Annotated in this window: 13 protein-coding genes; 9 read left to right on the top strand and 4 right to left on the bottom strand. The window is 72.3% G+C overall.

Annotation, left to right across the window (positions count from 1 at the left end; translation table 11 throughout):
* The first annotated feature begins 159 nt into the window (after positions 1 to 159).
* Entirely contained in the window at positions 160 to 2,202 is a 2,043-nt protein-coding gene (malQ, locus tag ACFYPG_RS06690; protein ID WP_387350740.1) for a 4-alpha-glucanotransferase, read from the top strand.
* 10 nt (positions 2,203 to 2,212) lie between these two features.
* Here malQ and ACFYPG_RS06685 read toward each other — a convergent pair whose 3' ends face one another.
* A complete protein-coding gene (locus ACFYPG_RS06685) occupies positions 2,213 to 3,322 on the bottom strand; it encodes a winged helix DNA-binding domain-containing protein (protein WP_387350738.1) in 1,110 nt (369 codons plus the stop codon).
* A gap of 138 nt (positions 3,323 to 3,460) precedes the next feature.
* Here ACFYPG_RS06685 and ACFYPG_RS06680 point away from each other — a divergent pair, with 138 nt between their 5' ends.
* The 4 genes from ACFYPG_RS06680 to wrbA all read left to right on the top strand — a co-directional run bounded on the left by ACFYPG_RS06680 (position 3,461) and on the right by wrbA (position 5,952).
* Complete coding sequence (locus tag ACFYPG_RS06680; protein ID WP_355008398.1) at positions 3,461 to 3,853, top strand: hypothetical protein; 393 nt, start codon at positions 3,461 to 3,463, stop codon at positions 3,851 to 3,853.
* Between the two features lie 64 nt (positions 3,854 to 3,917).
* Positions 3,918 to 4,676: a HipA family kinase gene (locus ACFYPG_RS06675; protein ID WP_387350736.1), complete on the top strand. Its 759-nt coding sequence runs from the start codon at positions 3,918 to 3,920 to the stop codon at positions 4,674 to 4,676.
* Entirely contained in the window at positions 4,673 to 5,041 is a 369-nt protein-coding gene (locus ACFYPG_RS06670; protein ID WP_091404117.1) for a DUF3037 domain-containing protein, read from the top strand. Before ACFYPG_RS06675 ends, ACFYPG_RS06670 begins: the two co-directional genes overlap by 4 nt.
* 293 nt (positions 5,042 to 5,334) lie before the next feature.
* Positions 5,335 to 5,952 (top strand): NAD(P)H:quinone oxidoreductase, encoded by a 618-nt coding sequence (wrbA, locus tag ACFYPG_RS06665; RefSeq protein WP_355008396.1) that lies wholly within the window; start codon positions 5,335 to 5,337, stop codon positions 5,950 to 5,952.
* A gap of 92 nt (positions 5,953 to 6,044) precedes the next feature.
* Here the strand turns inward: wrbA and ACFYPG_RS06660 are convergent, their stop codons facing one another.
* Positions 6,045 to 7,967 carry an anthranilate synthase family protein gene (locus ACFYPG_RS06660; RefSeq protein ID WP_387350734.1) on the bottom strand — a complete coding sequence of 641 codons (1,923 nt, stop codon included), beginning with the start codon at positions 7,965 to 7,967 and terminating at the stop codon, positions 6,045 to 6,047.
* Positions 7,968 to 8,171: 204 nt separating this feature from the next.
* Between ACFYPG_RS06660 and ACFYPG_RS06655 the strand changes: the two genes are divergently transcribed.
* The 3 genes from ACFYPG_RS06655 to ACFYPG_RS06645 all read left to right on the top strand — a co-directional run bounded on the left by ACFYPG_RS06655 (position 8,172) and on the right by ACFYPG_RS06645 (position 12,637).
* Complete coding sequence (locus tag ACFYPG_RS06655) at positions 8,172 to 9,584, top strand: FGGY family carbohydrate kinase (protein ID WP_387350732.1); 1,413 nt, start codon at positions 8,172 to 8,174, stop codon at positions 9,582 to 9,584.
* A gap of 99 nt (positions 9,585 to 9,683) precedes the next feature.
* Positions 9,684 to 12,218 (top strand): ATP-binding protein, encoded by a 2,535-nt coding sequence (locus ACFYPG_RS06650; protein ID WP_355008393.1) that lies wholly within the window; start codon positions 9,684 to 9,686, stop codon positions 12,216 to 12,218.
* A gap of 5 nt (positions 12,219 to 12,223) precedes the next feature.
* Entirely contained in the window at positions 12,224 to 12,637 is a 414-nt protein-coding gene (locus ACFYPG_RS06645) for a roadblock/LC7 domain-containing protein (RefSeq protein WP_355008432.1), read from the top strand.
* Between the two features lie 79 nt (positions 12,638 to 12,716).
* On the opposite strand, the gene ACFYPG_RS06640 is transcribed toward ACFYPG_RS06645, so the two are convergent.
* Positions 12,717 to 14,060, bottom strand: a complete 1,344-nt coding sequence (locus tag ACFYPG_RS06640) for a GH1 family beta-glucosidase (RefSeq protein ID WP_387350730.1) — start codon at positions 14,058 to 14,060, stop codon at positions 12,717 to 12,719.
* 849 nt (positions 14,061 to 14,909) lie between these two features.
* On the opposite strand from ACFYPG_RS06640, the gene ACFYPG_RS06635 reads away from it, so the two are divergent.
* A complete protein-coding gene (locus ACFYPG_RS06635) occupies positions 14,910 to 17,816 on the top strand; it encodes a glycoside hydrolase family 48 protein (RefSeq protein WP_387350728.1) in 2,907 nt (968 codons plus the stop codon).
* Between the two features lie 364 nt (positions 17,817 to 18,180).
* On the opposite strand, the gene ACFYPG_RS06630 is transcribed toward ACFYPG_RS06635, so the two are convergent.
* On the bottom strand, positions 18,181 to 18,849 hold the full coding sequence (locus ACFYPG_RS06630) for a DUF3159 domain-containing protein (RefSeq protein ID WP_387350911.1): 669 nt from the start codon (positions 18,847 to 18,849) through the stop codon (positions 18,181 to 18,183).
* Positions 18,850 to 18,869: the final 20 nt, after the last annotated feature.

Here is an 18,869-nt window from a genome sequence, read left to right as displayed (position 1 = left end):
CCGATCTTGCACTTTCGGCTGTCGATACAGGTGGAATGCCCCTTGTGTCGCGACAGAAAGTGCAAGATCGGCGGGGCGGGGTGCGGGGGTGCGTGTTCTGCGGGGTGGGGGTGGGCGTGGCAGGGTGGTCGTAGGTCGCGTCGTGGAGCGGGGGGGCACATGGACCGACGATTGGCCGCGCTGGCCAACGCGCACGGTGTTTCCACCTGGTACGAGGATTGGCGGCACCGCCGCGTCGAGGTCGCACCGGGGACAGTGGTGGGTGTGCTGGGGCTGCTCGGCGTGGACGCCACCAGTCCGTCGGCGATTGCCGACGCGCTCGCCGCCGCCCGTGCGGTCGACCGGAACGCCCTGCCGGAGACGGTCGTGCTCACCCATGGTCGCGGCCGGGCGCTGCCCGGCCCGGGGATGGTGACCCTGGAGGACGGTGGCCGCCGCGCTGTCGACGGCGAGCTGCCGGCCGACCTGCCGCTGGGTTGGCACCGGCTGGCCTGCGCCGACCGCGAGGTGACACTGGTGGTGGTGCCACGTCGGCTGCCAGTGCCGCCGTCGAGCTGGGGGTGGATGCTCCAGCTCTACGCGCTCACGTCGGAGCAATCCTGGGGCATGGGAGACCTCGGTGATCTCGCCGGGTTCACCGGGTGGGCCGGTGCCAACGGGGCGGGGCTGGTGCTGCTCAACCCGCTGCACGCGGTCGGGCCGGCGCACCCCGTGGCCACCTCACCGTATTCGCCGGCCAGTCGACGCTTCGTCAATCCGCTCTACCTGCGGGTCAGCGACACCGCCGCGTACCGGGCGGCGGACCCGGCCACCCGGGCGGTGGTCGACGCGCTGCGCCCCGACCGGGGGCCCCTGATCGACTACGACGAGGTGTGGGCCGCCAAGCGGCGCGCGCTGGAGTTGCTGCACCCGTACGCCCAGCCGGTTGACCTTGGCGCGGACCCGGCGCTGACCAGCTTCGCCACCTGGTGCGCGCTCGCCGAGCGGCACGGCAACGACTGGCGGGCCTGGCCGGCGGAACTGCACCACCCGGACGCCCCGGCGGTCGCCGAGCAGCGTCGGCATCTCGCCGACCGGGTCGCCTTCCACGCCTGGCTGCAACACCTCTGCGACGAGCAGCTCGACGCCGTCACGGCGGCGGCCCGCTCGGCGGGGATGCCGGTCGGTGTCGTGCACGACCTGGCCGTCGGCATCGACCCGGGCGGCGCGGACGGGTGGCAGCTCGCCGACGTGCTGGCCCAGGGCGTGCGGGTCGGCGCGCCACCGGACGACTTCAACCAGCTCGGCCAGGACTGGGGGCTCGCCGCGTGGCGCCCGGACCGCCTCGCCGCCACCGGGTACGCCGCGTACCGGGACATGCTGCGCCGCGTCCTGCGGCACGCGGGTGGCCTTCGGGTCGACCACGTGGCCGGTCTGTGGCGGCTGTGGTGGGTGCCGCCGGGCGGCGGTGCGGCCGAGGGCACCTACGTACGCTACGACGCCGAGGCGATGCTGGGCATCCTCGCGTTGGAGGCGCACCGGGCCGGCGCGGTGGTGGTCGGTGAGGATCTCGGCACGGTCCAACCGGCGGTGACCCGAGGGTTGCGGGGGCGCAACATGCTCGGCTCGACGGTGCTGTGGTTCGCGCGCGACGAGGCCGGTGACTTCGTCCCGCCGGCCCGGTGGCCGCGAAACGCTCTCGCCACCATCTCCACCCACGACCTGCCCACCGCGCCGGGCTTCCTGACCGGTGAGCACGTGCGGGTGCGCGACGAGCTGAAGCTGCTCGGCACCGACGTGGCGGTGGAGCGGGCCCGCGCCGCCGCCGACCGGGACCGGTTGCTGGGCATGCTGCGCGCCGAGAACCTGCTGCCCGAGCCGATCCCGCGGCCACCGACCGGTACTGTCGCCTCCGCGGGTGCAGAGCAAGAGACCGCGCTGCCCGACGCGAGCGCGGCACCCGACGACGGCGAGGTGGTGGTGGCGATGCACGCCGCGCTCGCGGCCAGCCCGACCCGGCTGCTCGGCGTCTCCCTCTACGACGTGCTGGGCGAGGTGCGCCAACCCAACATGCCGGGCACTGTCGACGAGTATCCGAACTGGCGGCTGCCGCTGCCGGCCAGCGTGGCGCAGATTCGCGATGACCCCCGGGTGGCCCGGATCGTCGACCTGCTCAGCGCCGCCCGCCCACGACCGGCCGACCCGGCGCCGCCGCAGCGGTGAAGCCGCCGGGTCAGGTCAGCCAGTCGAAGCGGGCCGGCAGCCCGAGGAATTCCGCGTAGCGCCCGAGTGCCTGCTCCACCCGGGCCCGCGCCGCGGCGTCGAGCGTCGAGAGCGGCTGGATCGTCACGGTCACCGCCGTGCGGCCGATCTTGCGTTTCCACACGCCCACCACCCGACCGGCGCGGACCACTGTGGCCTGGAAGATGCCGTTGTTGCCCGGCACGACGGCCGCCTGGTGGGCGGGGTCGAGCATCAACGTGCGGTCCCGGTAGCCGAGCAGGTACTCGTCGAAGCCGGGCAGCGCCAACACGTCGTCCGGCGTGGTGCGTGGCGCGTCGGCCAGGGCCGCGTCGACGTACATCGCGGTGCCGTCGACGCGTACCGCGCTCAGCGCGTCGTCGGCGGCGGCCAGGCCGCGCCGGGCGTCGGTCACTGTGAGGCCGCTCCACCCGGCGAACTCGCGGTCGGTGACCGGGCCGTGCCCGCGAACGTATCGGTGGGCGAGCACTGCCAACGCCTCGTCCCGCTCCAGCCGGTGGGACGTGGGTGCCCACTCGTCGAGCAGGGCGAAGGTCTGCTCGGTGCCGACGTTCGGCGCCACGCAGGTCACGCCGCGCACGCTCGCATACCACAGCAGGTGGTAGCCACGTTGCCCGTCGGTGCCCAGGCCGGCCGCCCGCAGGGTGGCGAGGCACTGCGCGCGGGTGAGTCGACCGCCGCCGGCCAACGCGGTGCCGAGGACGTCCACCGCCCGGTCCGCGTCGGCCTCGCTCAGCCCCAGCTGCGCCCGCCGGGTCGCCACGCCGGCCAGGGACCGTACGCCCGTCACCTCCAGCATCCAGCGGGCGTCGGCGGGCGGAACGAGGTGCACGGTGCCCCGCATCGGCCAGGTACGCAGCGCCTCACGCCGCTCCAACGCCGCCTGCACGTCGGCCACGCCGTGACCGGGTAGCCGGGCGCCCAGCGACCACAGCCCGCTGGCCAGATCCTGTGCCTGCATCGCGCCGAACCACTCGACCACCTCGGCGACGGTGCCGGGACGGGTGCTCGGGTGCGGGCGCAACAGCAGGCTGCTCATCCGCAGCGCCAGCGCGTCGGCCGCGCTGAGGTCGACAGACATCCTGCGCTCCTTTTCGTGGCCGGGCGGCCAGCCTAGGGCCGAGCACCGACACTCCTGCTGGTGGGAGGCGTAACGGCGGTCGTCGGGGGAATGCGGCTCGCCGGAAGTACGCGCGCCGCGCGTACGGAAGGGAATCTCATGACTGCCGCAAGCGAGCCGGCGCGGGGCGCCGGTGTGACGGCCGGGTCCCGGGGCCATCGGGGGGACGCCCGCGCGAAGACGAGCGCCGCGGCGACCTTCGCCCTGGTGTTCGGGGTGGCCGCACTGTTCAGCGTGTTGACGGCGATCCTCGCCTGGCTGGGGTTGGTGCTCGGCATCATCGGGATCATCCTGGGCATCGTCGGCCTCAAGATGGCGCGGCGACCCGGGGTCACCGGTCGTGGCGTGTCGATCGGCGGCCTGGTGCTCAGCATCCTGGCCGTGCTGATCGGGCTCGGTCTGGCCGCGGGTATCAGCACGTTCGTCAACAACGAGAACGCTGTGGACCGCCTGCAGACCCAGGTCGACAAGCTGCGCGACAAGCTCGACTGACCCGCGCGTGCCGGTCTGGGCCGGCCTGCCACCCGTCCCGGCCGGCCACAGTAGGGTGGGCGGCGTGCTCCGCCAGGTCACCGCGATCCGTTACGTCACCCCGCTGCGCGAGGGTGGGTCGCTGCCGGGCGTGGTGGAGGCCGACGACCTGGGCACCTACGTGGCGAAGTTCCGAGGCGCCGGGCAGGGGCCCAAGGCGCTGATCGCCGAGGTGATCTGCGGTGAGCTGGCGCGCCGGCTGGGGTTACGGGTGCCGCCGCTGGTGGTCCTCGACGTCGACCCGGTGATCGGGCGGGCCGAGCCCGACCAGGAGGTGCAGGAGCTGCTGCGCAGCAGCGGCGGCGCCAACCTCGGGATGGACTTCCTGCCCGGGGCGTTGGGCTTCGACCCGGTGGCGCACCCGGTCGACCCGGCGCTGGCCTCCCGGGTGCTCTGGTTCGACGCGTACGTGGAGAACGTCGACCGGAGCTGGCGCAACCCGAACCTGCTCGTCTGGCACCGGGAGCTGTGGCTCATCGACCACGGCGCCTCGCTGTACTTCCACCACAACTGGCCGCGCGCCGAGGCCGCCGTGCACCGTGCCTACCGCGCGGAGGACCACGTGCTGGCGCCGTACGCGTCGCGGCTGGCCGAGGCCGACGCCGAACTGGCCCCCCAGGTCACCCCGGAGCTGCTCACCGAGGTGCTGGCCCTGGTGCCGGGGGAGTGGTTGACCGCCGCCGACTTCGAGACGGCCGACGCGGCGCGCGGCGCGTACCTGGATCACCTGTCCCGCCGGATCGCCCGCACGGCCGACTGGCTGCCATCGGGGAGCGGGGCATGAGGCAACCCTTCGAGTACGCGCTGATCCGGCTCGTGCCCCGCATCGAGCGCGGTGAGCAGATCAACGTCGGGGTGTTGCTCTACTGCCAGCAGCGCGACTTCCTGGCCGCGCGGACGCACCTGGACGCCGACCGGGTGCGCGCGCTGGCGCCCGACGTCGACCTGCCGGCGGTGGCCGCGGTGCTCGACTCCTGGGACCGGACCTGCTCCGGTGACGGGCCGGCGACCCGGATGCGCCTCGGCGAGCGGTTCCACTGGCTGGCCGCGCCGCGCAGCACGATGATCCAGACCGGGCCGGTGCACACCGGTCTCACCGTCGACCCGGCGGCCGAGCTGGACCGGCTGATGGCGACCCTGGTCCGCTGACCCGGAGCAGGGCGCGGGAGTGGTGATCGTCCCCTGATCGCGCTACGCCAGCGCCGTTGCCGGCGGAGCGCGATCCCCCGTTCAGGTGCCCGGTGCGGGGCGGCGGCTCGATCCCGCCGGCACCGATGGCACCAGGATCGTCGTCCGGGCGTGGCGGCGGGCCGGAACGACCGGGAAGTTGCGGAAAACTTGAGCCGGCGTACCGGTAGCCGGCGGCCCCGGTGGCTGTCGTTAGAGCGCGTCCGCAGCGGGTAGTCGCGGGAGCTGATCCGAGACGAGAAGGGGACACTCTGATGGCTGCCCAGACCAAGGTAGCGGTGATCTACTACAGCGCCACCGGCACCACCTACCAGATGGCGCAGGCCGCGTGCGAGGCCGCCGGAGAGGCGGGTGCCGAGGTGCGTCTGCGCAAGGTGCGCGAGCTGGCGCCGGACGAGGCAATCAGATCGAACGCCGGCTGGCACGCCCACAGCCTGGAAACCCAGGACGTGCCCGAGGCGATGATCGACGACCTGTCCTGGGCCGATGTGGCGATCTTCGGCGCGCCGACCCGATTCGGCATGATCGCCGCGCAGCTGAAGCAGTTCATCGACACCACCGGCCCCCTGTGGAGCCAAGGCACGCTGGTCAACAAGGTCTATGCCGGATTCACCTCGTCGGGCACCGTGCACGGCGGGCAGGAAACGACCCTGACCTCGCTGTTCAACGTCTTCTACCACTGGGGTGGAGTCGTGGTCGCCCCCGGCTACACCGACAGCAGTCAGTTCATCGCCGGCAACCCGTACGGCGCCTCGCACACCAGCAACAACGGGGAGATCCCCCCGGACGCCGTGGCGCTCGGGGCCTGCGCGCTCACCGCCCGTCGTGCGGTGCTGCTGGGGACCGCGCTGAAGGCGGGCCTGGCCGGCTGACCGAACGAACGAGGGCGACCGGTGGCACGGGCGGGGGCTCTCGGCCCGTCCGCGCCACCGGTCCATCCAGCCCTACCCCCGGGCCGGGCCGACTATGCGCCTTCGCCGATCGCGGACAGCTCGTCCGGGCGTGACGCGGGCAGCAGGTCGGTCAGCAGCTCGCTCAGCACGGCGAGCCCGTCGGGGCTGAGCACCGACTCCGCGTGGAACTGCACCCCGGCGAAGCCGCGGCCCCGCAGGGCGTGCACGGCGCCGTCGTCCGGGTCGCGGGCCAGCTCCACCGGCCCGTACGCGGTGGCCAGCCGGTCGGCGTCGGAGCGGGCGGTGAACGTCGAGTAGAACCCGACCCGGCGGCTGCGGCCGAACACCGACACCTCCCGCTGCAACCCCTGGTAGGGCGCGTCCCGGCGGTGCAGCGTCAGCCCCAGCAACCCGGCCAGCACCTGATGGCCGAGGCAGACCGCGAGGGTGGGCCGGCTGGTGGTCAGCAGCCCGGTCAGCAACGTGCGCAGCGCCAGCATCTTCGGCTCTTCCGCGCTGCCCGGGTCGCCCGGCCCGGGACCGACGACCACCAGGTCGTAGTCGTCGACCGGGCCGCTCGCGTGCCAGGCGCGGGTGGTCACCGCGAGACCCAACGCGCTCAGTTGGTGGGCCAGCATTCTGGTGAAGGTGTCCTCGGCGTCCACGATCAACGCTCGGCGGCCGACCAGCCCGGGCAGTCCGGGCGCGTCCGGTGACCGCTGGTCCAGCCAGAACCGCGCCAGCGGTGCGTTGCGCGCGGCCAGCGCGTCGCGTACCGCAGGGTCGTCGTCCAGCCGCGCGACCGGCCCGCGGTCGCCGACGGACGCCGCCGGCCCGAGGCCGAGCGCGGCCAGCACCCCGGCGGCCTTGGCGTGCGTCTCGGCCACCTCGCCGGCCGCCGTCGAGTGTCGGACCAGGGTCGCGCCGACCGGCACCCGCAGTCGGCCGGTGGGGGAGATCTCGGCGGTCCGGATCAGGATCGGGGCGTCGAGAGTCTGCCGGCCGGCCTCGTCGTGGCCGAGCAGTGCCAGTACGCCCCCGTAGTAGCCCCGGCCCCGGCGCTCGTGCCGGGCGATCACCCGGCAGGCGTTCTCGATCGGGCTGCCGGTGACGGTGGGGGCGAACATCGTCTCGCGCAGCACCTCCCGCACGTCGCGGGTGCCCCGCCCGGCGAGCAGGTACTCGGTGTGCGCCAGGTGCGACATCTCCTTCAGGTGCGGTCCGATCACCTGCCCACCCTGCTCGGCGACGGCGGCCATCATCTTCAGCTCCTCGTCGAGCACCATGTACAGCTCTTCGATCTCCTTCGGGTCGGCGAGGAAACGCAGCAGCGCCGCCCGGTCCGCGACGCCACCGGGGCAGCGGAAGGTACCGCTGATCGGGTTCATCATCACCAGTCCGTCGTCGACGCTGACGTGGCGCTCCGGGCTCGCGCCGACCAGCGTCCGGGTGCCGGTGTGCACCACGAACGTCCAGTACGCGCCGCGCTCGGCGATCAGCAGCCGGCGTAGCGCGGCCAGCGCGGCCCTCAGCGGTGGGCCCTGCACGGTGGCGTGCAGAGCGCGGTGGATGACGAAGTTCGCGCCCTCGCCGCGGCCGATCTCCTCGGACAGCACCCGCTGCACGGTCCGCGCGTACTCGTCGTCGCTGACGTCGAAGCCCGCGTCGGTGGTGCGCACCGGTTCGTCGGGCAGCGCGGCGAGGGCGTCGGTCAGCGTGATCCGTTGATGCTCGCGGACCCGGAGGAACTCCAGCGGGGCGGCGTCGTCGACGCAGGCGAAGCCGCGCTCGGTGATCTGCCGGTACGGCACCAGGGCCAGCGTCCGCGCCCCGGGCGGGCCCGCCGGCAGCGGAAGGTCGGTGAGCTCTTCGACGGTGTCGACCGGGCCGGCAAACAGGTCCAGGTCGTCCGCGCCCTCACGGCGCAGAAGCGCGAAGGGGCCGGGGTCGACGCCGCTGGCGACGGCGGCGAGCAGGTCGGTCAGGTGGGTCATCGGAGTCTCCGTCGGGCTGGGTGCCGCCGTCGGGCGGCCCTTGAGCCGGGAGATCCGGCGACCGCCTCGATGGCGGCCGCGTGGATGGAGCTACGCGCGGGAGATGGCCGCCGGGTCGGCGGGCCACCAAACGGTCAACTGCGCGAGCATGTGATCCACCCTACGCGCCCGTCGGCCGGCTGGCACGGGGTAACTTGACCGGCGATGAACATTCTCGCGCTCGACCTGGGCACCTCCTCGGTACGCGGGCTGGTGCTGGACGCGGACACCCAGCCGCTGCCCGGCGCTCTGGCCCGCCGCAAGGTCGACCTCGCCATCGGCGACGACGGCACCGGCACGCTGTCCGGTCGGGACTATCTGGCCAGCCTGGTCGAGTGCCTGGACGAGTTGGCCGACTCGGGGCACCTGCACGACGTTGGCCTGGTGGCGGTCTCCGCCCAGTGGCACTCGGTGCTCCCGCTGGACCGCGACGGCGCCCCCATGGGCCCGGTGGTCACCTGGCTGGACACCCGGCCCGCCCCGGTCGGGCGCACCGCCGGGCCGGCCGACCCGGACGGCTTCCACCAGCGCACCGGCTGCTGGTGGCACCGTTCGTACTGGTCGATGCGGTTGCCCTGGTTGCGTGAGCAGTCCGGCACCCCGATCGCCCGGTTCGTGGGTCTGCCCGAGTACGTGCTGGGCGAGTTGCTCGACTCGGCACCGATGTCGATCTCCCAGGCCTCCGGGACCGGTCTGCTGGATCTGCGCACCATGAGCTGGGACGAGGAGGCGCTGACGCTGGCCGAGGCGCGGCCGGCGGAGCTGCCGCCGCTGGGCGAGCTGGACTGGCACGGCCGGCTCCGGGTCGACCTGGCTCGTCGGTGGCCGCAGTTGGCGAAGGCCCGCTGGTCGCCGCCGGTGGGCGACGGTGGGGCGTCGAACGTCGGCTCGGGCTGCGTCGACCCGAGCCGGGCCGCCGTCACAGTGGGCACCTCCGCTGCGGTACGGCTGATGCAGCGGATCCCGGCGGGCGAGCCGATGCCGCGCCTGCCCGAACGGTTGTGGCGCTACCGGGTCGACCACGAGCACGTGGTGACCGGGGCCGCGTACGCCAACGGGGGCAACCTCTTCGCCTGGGCGGACCGGGAGCTGCGGTTGCCTCGGGGCGCTGAGCTGGACGCGGCGCTGGCGCTGGTGCCGACGGGTGGTGGCCGGCCGGCGAATCCCCGCTTCGGTGGCGACCGGGCGCCGGGGCTGGCCCCGGCGGGCAGTGGTGAGCTGCGCGGCCTGAGTTTCAGCACCACCTCGGTCGACATCCTGGCTGGGCTGATGCAGGGGTTGTGTGAGCTGGTAGCCGAGGATCTCGGGGTGCTGGAGTCCACAATCGACAAACCGGTCGGCGTGGTGTTGGGCGGCGGTGCGGTGGCCGCCTCGGTGTGGTGGCGGCAGGCCTTCGCGACCGCGCTCGCCCCGAGGCCGGTCTCGCATCAGCGCAACCCGGAGATCGGCGCCACCGGTGCCGCGTTGGTGGCGCTGGGGCGCTTCGGTGACGCGATCCAGCTCGCCGACATCGGCCGGACGGACGAGCTGGTTTTACCGACCACGGCAGGACGTTCCCACCCGCAGTATCCTTCCTGAACCTCGGCCTCGCCCGGGCCGTTGACAGCGGTACCGAGCCTGGTTGGATGGACTGCGCTCCCCCGACCGCGGTGGACGCGGTAGGACGGAGGAGGCAGGGTGGCGGCAGGTCCCGACCCGGCGAACGGCGCGGTGTCGAACCATCGCCGACGTCGCTTCGATGTCCGAGTCGTTCCGCATCGACGGCGGTCGCCGTTCCGGCTGCGCGACTGGCGGATGAGCACGAAGCTCGCCACGGTGCTGCTGGTGCCGTCGATGGCGTTCCTCCTGCTCGCCGGGGTGCAGACCAGCACCCTGGTGGGGCGGACGACGGCGTTGAACGACTTCTCCAGTCAGGTCGGCATCGGCCGGCAGATCACCGCGGCGGTGCACCAGCTCCAGGAGGAGCGTGACCGTTCGGCGGGGGAGCTGGGTGAGCTGCGTAAAGGTGGTGACCGGCAGGCCACGGCGAACGACCTGAAGCCGTTGCAGGCGGCCACCGACAAAGCCATCGTGGACCTCAGCCGGGCCGCCGAGCCGTTGGCCGACGCGGACGCGTCCTGGCGGGTGGCCTTCTCCGAGGCGCTGGAGGCGTACGACCAGGTGGTCGACATCCGCTCGGCGATCCCACCTGCGGTGCTCAGCACCGAGACCATCCTGGGCAACTACCACCGGGCCGTCGGGGCGTTGCTCGACCTGCTCGCCGAGCCGACGCCGGGGCAGAACCAGCCGGCGTTGAACGACTCCGTGCTGCGCTACGTCCAGTTGGCCCGGGTCAAGGAGCTCTCCTCCCGGGTGCGGGCCCAGCTCTACGCCGCCGCCCGCGCCGGCGCGTACGGCACCGAGGACCGGGTGATCCTCGCCGACCTGCGCGGTCAGCAACTCACCGCGCTCGGCGCGTTCCGGGTGGCCGCGACCAGTGAGCAGATCCGCCGCTACGACGAGACCTCGGTGTCGCCGATGTTCCTGGTCGCCACCGGGTTGGAGGAGCGCAGCCTGTCCTCCGGCGGCGCGTCGCCGCAGGTGCTGCCGTCGGAGCAGTGGTGGTCGGCCAGCCAGCAGCGTCAGGAGCTGCTGCGTCAGCTTGAGGCGGGGGTGCTCGACGACGCTGTCCGGCAGGCCGAGGAGGCCAGCGACGATCAGCTGCGCACGACCCTGCTGGTCGTCGGCGGGGTGGTAACGGTCCTGCTGGCCGCACTGCTGATCTCGTTGCTCATCGGTCGTTCGGTCGCCCGGTCGATGCGGCTGCTGCGCAGCCAGGCGTTGCGGATCGCCCAGGTCGAGTTGCCCGACGCCCTGGACCGACTGAAGACCGTCACCGGCGGGGTGCCGCGCATCGACGTCGCGCCGGCGGTGGTCCGCTCACTCGACGAGATCGGCGAGCTGGCCGAGGCGTTCGTGGCGGTGCACCGCAGCGCGGTCACCGTCGCCGTCGAGCAGGCGCTGATGCGGCGCAACGTCAACGCGATGTTCGTCAACCTGGCCCGCCGGAGCCAGGTGCTGGTGGAGCGTCAGCTCGAGCTGTTGGACGACCTGGAGCGCGAGGAGAGCGACCCGGACCAGCTGGAGAACCTGTTCAAGCTCGATCACCTGGCCGCCCGGATGCGCCGTAACGACGAGAGCCTGCTGGTGCTCGCCGGCACCGACTCCACCCGCCGGTGGAACCGGCCGGTCGGGCTCGGTGCGGTGCTGCTGGCCGCCGCCGCGGAGATCGAGCAGTACCAGCGGGTCCGGATCGAGTCGGTCGCTGACGTGCACGTGGTCGGGCACGCTGTCGGCGAGTTGGTGCACCTGTTGGCCGAGCTGCTGGAGAACGCCACGGCCTTCTCCCGTCCGGACACCGTCGTGGTGGTGACCGCCCGGGTCGAGGCGGGCGGTGCGCTGATCGAGATCGTCGACCGCGGTCTGGGTATGAGCCCGACCGCGTTGGTGCAGGCGAACGAGGTGCTGGCCAGCCCTCCGGCCGCGGACGTCGCGGCGGTGGAGCGGATGGGGCTCTTCGTGGTCAGTCACCTCGCGGCCCGGTTGAGCGTCCGTGTGCGGTTGCAGGGCGGCGAGGACGGCCTGGTCGCCCGGCTCGCCCTGCCCGCGGAGTTGCTGGCGCCGCCGGGCAGCGTGGAGCTGGACGCGCCCCCGTCGGCACGGATGCTGGCGGCGAGCGCGGCACGAGGGGTGGTTCCGCAGCCCGGGGCCGCCCGGCCGGCCGCTGCCCCGATGGTGAACGGCGCGGTGCGGGACCTGCCGGTGGCCGGCCGCCCGCCGGGCGTCGGCGTGCCGCGTCAGGGCCGCCCGGTGCCGGTACGCGCCGAGGACGTGTTGACCCCCGCCGCCGCTCGCGGTGCCGGCGGGGGCTGGTATTCGCGGCAGGGCCCGGCGCCGGTGGTGCCCGCCGCGGCGGCGCCACCGACGATCCCGGTGACCGCCGGCACCAATGAGCGGGGATTGCCGGTGCGGGTGCCCATGGCGCAGTTGAGCGCGGTCACCCGTTCGGCGCAACCGAAGACGGCACCGACCCGCACCGACCCGGACCCGGAGGCGGTCGGCGGCATGCTCTCGCGGCTCTACAGCGGAGTACGGCGCGCCGAGGCTGAGGACACCACCGAGATACCCGTGCCACCGTCCGGGGGGCACGACGAAGGGGGACGACGACAGTGACGACGTTGAGCCAGGAGGCGCGTGACCTGAGCTGGCTGGTGAGCGCGTTCGCGGAGCGGGTGCCGGGTGTGGCGCACGCGGTGGTGGTCTCCTCCGACGGGCTGCTGGTGGCGATCTCCGATCACCTGCCGCGTGACAACGCGGACAAGCTCGCCGCGGTGACCTCCGGGCTGATGAGTATCACCGCGGGCGCTGCCTCGATGTTCGACGGCGATATCGTCAAGCAGACGGTGGTCGAGATGGGCCGGGGCTACTTCCTGGTGATGCAGATCCGCGACGGTTCGATTCTGGCCACGCTGGCCGCCGGTGACGCGGACATCGGCGTGGTGGGCTACGAGATGGCCCGGTTGGCCAAGCAGGCGGGGGAGATGCTCACCCCGGCCCTGCGGGCGGAGTTGCAGCAGGCGCTGCCCCGCTGAGTGAGCCGGCCGAGGCCCGGACGGTCGCGGCTCACCCGAGCCGAGCCGTCCGGGCCCGGGCGTCCGGGTGGCGGCGCGCTCAGAAGCCGCCGTCGGCGATGACCGAGCGGTACCAGGTGGCGGAGTTCTTGAGCACCCGACGCTGGGTGGCGTAGTCCACGTAGACCAGGCCCCAGCGCTGGTCGTAACCCTGGTCCCACTCGAAGTTGTCGAGTAGTGACCAGACGTGGAAGCTCTCCAGCGGCACTCCCTCGGCGATGGCCCGGTGCGCGGCGGTGAGGTGGTCGCGCAGGAACCTGATCCGCCCGGTGTCCTGGACGGTGTCGTCCGCGCCCAGGGTGTCCGGTGTGGGCAGCCCGTTCTCGGTGATGGTGAGCGGGATCGGCCCGTATTCGCGGGTGATCCGGGTCAGCAGGTCGTACATCCCCTCGGGGTAGATCTGCTGCCATTCGGCCTCGGAGGTCTCCCAGCGGTGCGTGGTGCCGCCGTCGCCGGTGACGTAGATCGGGGTGTAGTACTGCACCGCCAACAGGTCGACCGGCGCGGAGATGGTCTCCAGGTCGCCGTCGCGGATGCCCTGGGCCATCCGGCTCTGCGGGCCCAGGTCGGCCAGCAGGTCCTCCGGGTAGTTGCCCTTGAGCAGGGAGTCGAGGTAGAGGCGGTTCTCGTAGGCGTCGTAGAGGTGGGCCGCCGCGGCAGCCTGCGGGGAGTCGTCGGCGGGGTAGCAGGGGTGCAGGTTGAGCGCGGGGCCGATGCGGCTGTCGCTGCCGGTGGCGCGCAGCGCGGCGACGGCGTACCCGTGGGCGAGTTGCAGGTGGTGGGCGACCAGGTAGGCGGCGTCCGGGTCCTGCCGCCCGGGGGCGTGGTGGCCGGTGAGATAGCCGTTCTGTACCACGGTCTTGGGTTCGTTGATGGTGAGCCAGGCCGGCACCCGGTCGCCGAGGGCGCGGAAGACCACGTCGGCGTAGTCGGCGAAGCGGTGGGCGGTGTCGCGTGACTCCCAGCCGCCGGCGTCCTGGAGCGCCTGCGGGAGGTCCCAGTGGAACAGGGTGGCCATCGGGGTGATTCCGCGCTCGTGCAGGCCGTCGAGGAGGCGGCGGTAGAAGTCGAGGCCGCGTTGGTTGGGCGTGCCGGTGCCGTCGGGCTGGATCCGGGGCCAGGAGATGGAGAAGCGGTAGCTGCGCAACCCGAGGTCGCGCATGAGGTCGAGGTCCTCGGCGTAGCGGTGGTAGTGGTCGATGGCCACGTCGCCGGTGTCGCCGTTGCGGGTGCGACCTGGGACGCGGCTGAAGGTGTCCCAGACCGACTCGCCGCGCCCGTCCTCCTTGGCGGCGCCCTCGATCTGGTAGGCGGAGGTGGCCGCGCCCCAGCCGAAGTTGTCCGGGAAGCGCAGCGGGCCGGCGGGCCCGGTAGGTATCGACATGGATTCTCCTCATGGATACGGGGCCACCGCCGAAAGATTCGGGAGCGCTCCCATGATAGGGCAGACGCTGCCGGCCGGTCAGCCGGCCGTCAGAACGGCCGGCGCTGGCGGTTGGGAGGCGGGTGTGGGCCCCGAGCAGCGAACGAGGCCGTCCGGGCGGCGCGGCGCGCCTGTCCCGTCGGCCTCTTTTCCTATCGTGTACGGGGGTTTAGTGTGGGGACGGGGGAGGGCAACCCCCGTCCCCACCGTAACTGCACACACACGGGCGGAATTTGGGTCCTGCCGTGCGTGTCGCGCGGGAGCCGGGCCACGCGAGTGGCTCTGGTTCCACCTCCCTCCCTGTGGCGGGACGATGGCTGACGACGGCGTCCGGGCTGGCCCGTCGTCGGCCCTCGGTCTGGTTCCCTGGGCTCGTCAGAACGACCCCAGCGATCTTCTTGTTGGAACCTTGTCGATGGAAGCGCTCCCATCGACCGATGTTGCGACTGTAACGCCCGTCACGCCTTTGTGAAAGACCCAAAACGAGATCGAAACAAGGAGCTGATCCAGCACTCCGTGCGCTTGTTGTGGGAGCGCTTCCATGGCACACTGTCGATTCGACGCGACAGGAGCCACATCGCGTGAGTGCGGGTCCACCGAGGGCAACCGGCAGCGCCAGCTCCGGTCACGGTCACCCGAGCGCAGCCGGCGGGACCCCCTCCCGTGCGGGCCGCGACCGCCCTACCCCCGGCCGGGCCCGGGGAAGACCACCTTCCCGGCGCCTCGACATCCCCGCGGACCACCACCACCCTCGCGGGCAGGCGCCTCGCCGGGGACCATCCCGGCCTGGTCCGAGGAGACACCGCGCACATGAGACAACTGGCAATACGCCGCCGCGTGGCGCTCGCCGCCGCCGCGCTGCTCGCCATCGGCGGGGTGACAGTGCCTGCCGGCGCCGCACAGGCCGCACCGGCCTGCGACGTGGTCTACGCGACCAACGACTGGAACACCGGCTTCACCGCGAACGTCACCATCAAGAACCTGGGTGACCCGGTGAGCAACTGGACGCTCAAGTGGACCTTCCCGACCAGCGGTCAGCGGGTCACCCAGGGCTGGTCGGCCAGATACAGCCAGACCGGCAGCGAGGTCACCGCGACCAACGAGTCGTACAACGGCAACCTTGCCACCGGGGCCTCCACCACCATCGGCTTCAACGGCGCCCACTCGGGCAGCAACCCGAAGCCCACCTCGTTCACGCTCAACGGCACCCCCTGCAACGGCACCCCGGCCAACCAGCCGCCGACGGTCTCCCTCGGCCTGCCGACCGGGCCGTTCACCGCGCCGGCCGACGTGCCGCTGACGGCCACCGCCAGCGACCCGGACGGGACGATCAGCAAGGTCGAGTTCTACCGCAACGGCCTGCTGATCAACACCGACACCTCCGCCCCGTACGCGTACACGCAGGAGGACCTGCCGGCCGGCAGCTACACCGTCCAGGCCAAGGCGTACGACAACGCCAACGGCATCGGGGTGGACGAGAAGGCGTTCACCGTCGGGGCCGCCACCGGCCCGACACTGGTCGCCACCCCGTCCGCGGTGAGCGTCGCCGAGGGTGGCAGCGCCACCTTCAACCTGAAGCTCAGCTCCGCCCCGACGGCCAATGTGCCGGTCACCCTCACCCGCACCGGTGACACCGACGTCACGGTCTCGCCGGCCACCGTCACGCTGACCCCGAGCAACTGGAACACCGGGGTCACCGTCACGGTCGCCGCGGCGGAGGACGCCGACACCGTCGGTGGCGCCGCCACCATCACCGCGTCCGCCACCGGTCTCGCCTCGCTGGCGGTCAGCGCCACCGAGATCGACAACGACACCCCCGGCGGCGACAACGCCTACACCGCGAAGTTCCTCGAGCAGTACGGCAAGATCAAGAACTCGGGCTACTTCAGCCCCGAGGGCGTGCCGTACCACTCGGTGGAGACGCTGATCGTCGAGGCGCCCGACCACGGCCACGAGACCACCTCGGAGGCGTTCAGCTTCTGGCTCTGGCTGGAGGCCTACTACGGCAAGGTCACCCAGAACTGGGCCCCGTTCAACAACGCCTGGACGGTGATGGAGAAGTACATCATCCCCACGCACGCCGACCAGCCGACCGCCGGCTCCGCGGGCACCCCGCAGTACGCCGCGGAGTACAACCTGCCCAGCCAGTACCCGTCGGCGCTGAACCCGAACGTCTCGGTCGGCCAGGACCCGCTGCGCTCGGAGTTGCAGTCCACCTACGGCACCGGCGACATCTACGGCATGCACTGGCTGATGGACGTCGACAACACCTACGGCTTCGGCCGCTGCGGTGACGGCACCACCAAGCCGGCCTACATCAACACCTTCCAGCGGGGCACCCAGGAGTCGGTGTGGGAGACCATCCCGCAGCCCTCCTGCGACACCTTCAAGCACGGCGGTCAGTACGGCTACCTCGACCTGTTCGTCAAGGACACCGGCGCCCCCGCCAAGCAGTGGAAGTACACAAACGCCCCGGACGCCGACGCCCGCGCCGTGCAGGCCGCGTACTGGGCGCTGACCTGGTCCAAGGCGCAGAACAAGCAGGCCGACGTCGCGGCCACCATCACCAAGGCCGCCAAGATGGGCGACTACCTGCGGTACGCGATGTTCGACAAGTACTTCAAGAAGATCGGCAACTGCGTCGGGGCCAGCACCTGCCCCGCCGGCAGCGGCAAGGACTCGGCGCACTACCTGCTGTCCTGGTACTACGCCTGGGGCGGCGCGTACGACGCCAGCCAGAACTGGTCCTGGCGGATCGGCTCCAGCCACAACCACTTCGGCTACCAGAACCCGTTCGCGGCCTGGGCGCTGACCAACACCCCGGAGCTCAAGCCGCAGTCGTCGACGGCGGTCGCCGACTGGACCAAGAGCTTCGAGCGGCAGCTGGAGTTCTACACCTGGTTGCAGTCCGCCGAGGGCGGCATCGCCGGTGGCGCCACGAACAGCTGGGACGGTAGCTACGCCCAGCCGCCGGCCGGGACCAGCACCTTCTACGGCATGTTCTACGACGTCGACCCGGTCTACAACGACCCGCCGTCGAACCAGTGGTTCGGTATGCAGGCCTGGTCGATGCAGCGCATCGCCGAGCTGTACCAGCAGACCGGCAACGCGAAGGCCAAGGCGCTGCTGGACAAGTGGGTGCCCTGGGCGATCGCCAACACCACCCTCGGCACCAACTGGTCGATCCCGTCGGACATGGCGTGGACCGGTCAGCCGACCACCTGGAACCCGTCCAACCCGCAGCCCAACACCGGCCTGCACGTCGAGGTCATCAGCAAGGGCCAGGACGTCGGTGTCACCGCCGCCTACGCCCGGATCCTGATCGCGTACGCGGCCAAGTCGGGCAACGTGGCGGCGAAGACCACCGCCAAGGGGCTGCTCGACGCGCTGTCGGCCGCCAGCGACGCCAAGGGTGTCTCCACCACCGAGAAGCGTGGCGACTACCGGCGCTTCGACGACGTCTACAACGCGTCCACCGGGCAGGGCCTCTACGTTCCGTCGGGTTGGACCGGGAAGATGCCGAACGGCGACGCCATCGCCGCCGGCAAGAGCTTCCTCGACATCCGGTCCTTCTACAAGAACGACCCGGACTGGCCCAAGGTGCAGGCGTACCTGAACGGTGGTCCGGAGCCCGAGTTCAACTACCACCGGTTCTGGGCACAGGCGGACGTCGCCATGGCGTACGCCGACTACGGCAGCATGTTCCCGAACGGCTGAGACGACCCGGGGTGGGTGGCGTGGACCGCCCACCCCGGGATGCGGCCCCGGTCCGGGGAACGACGGACCGGGGCCGGCGGGACGGCCTGACACCCACGGTCAGGCCGGGGTGGGCCGGCCATCTGGCCGACGCAGCGGATCGGCTGGCCCACCCCACCGCCCGGACTGGAGCCAGCCGCGAAAAAGCCCAGAAATTCGGGCCGTCGCGGGATCACACCGAGGTCTGTGACGGAGTAACGTACGTCACCGGAGAGGCCGCTCCCCCCGTGGCGGCCTCTCCACTTTTTTGCCCCGAGTCCGGCCGCTTGCCCGCCCCGAGTCCGGCCGCTTCCCGCGCCGAGTCTGGCCGCGCGGGACTGGGTCTTCAGCGAGGCGGCGCGACCGGGTGACGCAACCCCGGGTGCCCGGCCGGCAGCGAGCGCCGCAGCACCAGCCAGCTCAGCGCCAGCGCCGCGGCGACCAGCGGCCAGGTCAGCGCCACCCGGGCCACCACCAGCGCGAGCACCTGCCCACCCAGGTAGAGCGGCACGAACACGGCCAGCCGCAGCAGGTAGGTCACTGTCCACACCCAACTGGCCCGGCAGTACCCGCGCAGCAGCGCCGGGTCGCGCCGCCACCCGGCCCGCTGGCCCAGCACCGCGCCGACCAGCACACCGAGCAGTGGCCACCGCACCACGATGCTGACCGTCCACGCCAGAGCGCTCGCGGCGTTCGACAGCACCTGGATCAGAAAGAAGTTCTCGGCCCGGCCGGTGCGCACCGCGATCAACGCCGCGACGCAGACGGCCAGCAGCCCGATCAGCACCGAACGCGGCCGGTCACCCCGGCGTAGCCGTACGCCGGCCACCACCGCGCCCACGGCCAGCGCCGCGCCGACCCCGCCCCACAACGACTCGCCGCCCAGCAGCCAGCCCACCGCGAAGGCCAGCGGCGGCACTGTGGCGTCGACGGCCCCGCGTCGCCCGCCCAGCAGATCCGTCAGCGACTCGGCCCGCGCCGGCCCACCCGGGCCGGTGTCACCGCCCGTCGGCACCGGCCCCGCCGACCCCGGAT

The organism is Micromonospora sp. NPDC005553, assembly GCF_042871765.1.
Lineage (GTDB): Bacteria > Actinomycetota > Actinomycetes > Mycobacteriales > Micromonosporaceae > Micromonospora.
Note: the sequence above shows the minus strand (reverse complement) of the source record. Positions and strands in the feature narration are given on the sequence as shown.